Here is a 3,025-nt window from a genome sequence, read left to right on the forward strand (position 1 = left end):
TTCTAATGAGGAATCTGAAAAACAGCAAGTTACTGATAAAAGTGATCGAAAAAGTAGTGATGAGTATTCTGAAGCAAAGTCACAAGATAGTAAATCTCCGAAGAAACATGGGGGTGGTTTTTTCTGTAAAGAAGGGCCGCTAGCAAAGTTATCATCTTTTAAGCGACATGATGAAGGGCGTGATACAACGCGAAGTACTCCTGAAACTCCTGTAACTGAAAAACTACCTGTTTCTGAATCATCTTCTTCATTCCCAGGTAGAATAAAAGCAAAAAGTAATCCACCCTCAGGGGTGACTTCTCCTACGCATGAAGGTGGACCAGAGTGGCAACAACGTCTTGATCCTGATCAGAGGGAGGAACTATGCAAAGTTCTTTCTCCTGAGATGAAGGAGAAGCTAAACTCCGGCTTTTTTCTTCCTGAGTACGAGAAGTTACTACACTTACTTTATGTTGATAGTGAGACACTGCGTTCACTTCTTTCTACTTCTGAGGGAGCAGAGCAAGTGTGCTCAGTTCTTCCTCCTGAGAAGGGGAAGCAACTACACCCAGATTTACCTTTTAAGGCAAAAAAAGGCTTACTTTTTAAATTCTTTGATGATGAACAAGAAATTAGTCGTAACGTTTCTACAAGTTCTGCAGATAGTGGTTTAGGGAAGTCGCTTGAGCGGGGACAATCACCGTCGCTTATTGAAAAGTTTAATGATAAATCTCTTATAAATTCTAGGGTAGATTCTCCTAATATCAAGAAATACTTGCAAGAAGGAAAAGAAGTTTTTGTATAAGCGGTTTGTACCTAATCCACCGCTCTCAGCCACCTAAGCGTTTTATTAGGGTTAGGGCCAAAGCCCCTGACCCTGGGGATGCTGTCGGTGGTTTTTCTTGTCCATTGTAAATATTGTACCGTACTGTCCACTTGATCATCATAACGGGCTTCTGGGAACATTAAAATCTCATACTCAAAATCATTGAGCCATATTGCTTGCTGTGGCAGAAAAACCCTGCCAGACTCTATCACCGGAACAATTTGATAAAATCGAGTGAGTTTGTCATTGTGTGGAATTATTTCGATAATCGGTAGATCACTGTTTGCTTTTAGCTCTTGTGTTAATTGTTGACCACTCGTTTTTGCTTCGATCAAAATTGCGTGTGGCGTCCATCTTGCAGCTAGTGACAGAACTTGCTCTTTAAGCTTTGGGTACTCAAGCTTTGCTCGATATACATCAAGTAAATAGAATTTATTATCTATTTTTGCCCAGGTGGTGCAGACGCTAAAGTCGCTGGAATCGTTTGTTGAAACTGCAGTGTCCCAGCTTTGAGTTACATGTGAGAGATTATCAGGGAAATTTTTATAGCGCTTTAGCCACTCTTGTTTTATTATACCACTTGAAAGCGGCAGGGGGTTTTGTTGATATTGAGCAGCAAAAGCGTAACTCCCGAGTTCAACTTTTATCATCTCAACTTCTTCTCTTCCTCCCTCCAGGGGATATAATAACTCATTCTCTTCTCTTGAGTATAATACTCTTGCAGGTAGTGTCATTCCAGCACTTGATGCTGGAATCCAGTCTTTTGCGGTTGAATTTTCTGGATCCCAGTGTCTGGGCACTGGGATGACAGGAGGGGGGGTTGGAATGACACCAGTATGGTTATTAATTGAATAAATAACCTCCTTATTTTCAGAAATCATTGGCAAACAAATGTGATGCCATATGTTTTTTGGCTTGGATAAGAGGTGCCCAGTTAAGTCTTCCAGGTGGAGCCTATGCATCACAAGCACAATTACTCCTTTTTTTCTATCGTTGAGTCTCGTTACTAAAGTCTGATCGAACCAGTGTGTGGCACGTTTTCTAAATGTTTCACTCAAAGCTTGAGCAGGGTTAAGCGGATCATCCACAATAATATAGCATTTCTCATAATAGTCCGAACAGGTCATAGGAAGGCAGAATCAACAGCACGACGAAAGGATTCGAATAGAGGAATGTTTTTCCTGGCTCTGTTTTTTATAGCAAACCAATGATGCTTAATTTTGTTGAAATCTGGAGAATAAGGCGGCAGATACAAAATTTCTGCACCAACCCCTTTAGCAAGCTCGATAATCTTATCAGACTTATGAAAAGTAGCATTGTCAAGAATGACAGTCTGTCCAGGTTCCAAGATCGGTGTCAAAAATTGCTCAAACCATCCATTAAAAACATCCATATTACAGTGGCCTTCAAAGGTTAACGGAACAACTATCTTTCTTTCACTTAAGGCTGCAACCATACTGATTCGTTGAGTTTTCTTTCCAGATTTTAAGGCATAAAACCGCTGTCCTTTCTGGCAATATCCGTAGGGGTAGTCTTCGGTGTTATCAATGCCAGACTCATCTATATACACTAAGTTTTTAGGTTCTTTTATCGCTATAATTTTCAAAAATTCAGCACGTTTTTCTTCGTTTCTTTCCTTGTATCCATATGTCTTTTTTTGCGCGTAAATCCAATTTTTTTAAGGGCTCGATAGATCGTTTGGATACTAACGTTGTTCCAAAGTTTAGCCATTTCCGATAGAGTCTTTCCTCCGTGTTCTCTGGCAAATTTGGCAAAGGTATCCCAGTCGGTAATTTTGTGATTGTAACCCCCATTTCCAAGTTTTTTTGATTGAAAGTCTCCTGTTTCTTTTCTTCTTTGCTGCCACTCCCATAAAGTAGTTCGTCCAATCTTAAATCTTGCTGCCACTGTTTCTCTGCTTTCTCCTTCGTCTAGCGCTTCCATTGCTTTTTTTCTTAAATCATAACTATATGCTGCTGGCATTTAACCTCCTTATCATCATCTACCCTTATCCTATCACATCCAGACTTTTATGGAAAGAGCTATAATATGGAAGATATCGAAATTGCTATAGACAGTACAGGAATTAGTATATACAACAACACTCCTGGTCACAGTAAGGAAAATAGCACTGACAGAAAATATCGTGGCTATGAGCAAACGAGAAAATTGTACGTAATGTTGAATATAAACAACAAAAAAGCCATAGCTGTAAAATAC

General features: G+C 39.7%; 1 protein-coding gene and 3 pseudogenes. 2 read left to right on the forward strand and 2 right to left on the reverse strand.

Annotated features, from left to right (window positions below):
* Positions 1-784, forward strand: a pseudogene (locus DEF52_RS06345) (hypothetical protein); the annotation flags it as partial.
* Positions 785-795: 11 nt separating this feature from the next.
* On the opposite strand, the pseudogene terL reads toward DEF52_RS06345, so the two are convergent.
* Both terL and DEF52_RS05920 read right to left on the reverse strand, forming a co-directional pair.
* A pseudogene (gene terL / locus DEF52_RS05915) lies at positions 796-1,902 on the reverse strand (phage terminase large subunit); the annotation flags it as partial.
* Positions 1,903-1,928: 26 nt separating this feature from the next.
* A protein-coding gene (locus DEF52_RS05920; protein ID WP_151808124.1) for an IS630 family transposase occupies positions 1,929-2,788 on the reverse strand; the annotation gives its coding sequence in 2 pieces (ribosomal slippage) (positions 1,929-2,464 and positions 2,464-2,788; 861 coding nt in all).
* Positions 2,789-2,851: 63 nt separating this feature from the next.
* Here DEF52_RS05920 and DEF52_RS07090 point away from each other — a divergent pair.
* A pseudogene (locus DEF52_RS07090) lies at positions 2,852-3,025 on the forward strand (IS5 family transposase); the annotation flags it as partial.

The organism is Wolbachia endosymbiont of Nasonia oneida (assembly GCF_009012935.1).
GTDB classification, from domain to species: Bacteria; Pseudomonadota; Alphaproteobacteria; order Rickettsiales; family Anaplasmataceae; genus Wolbachia; species Wolbachia pipientis.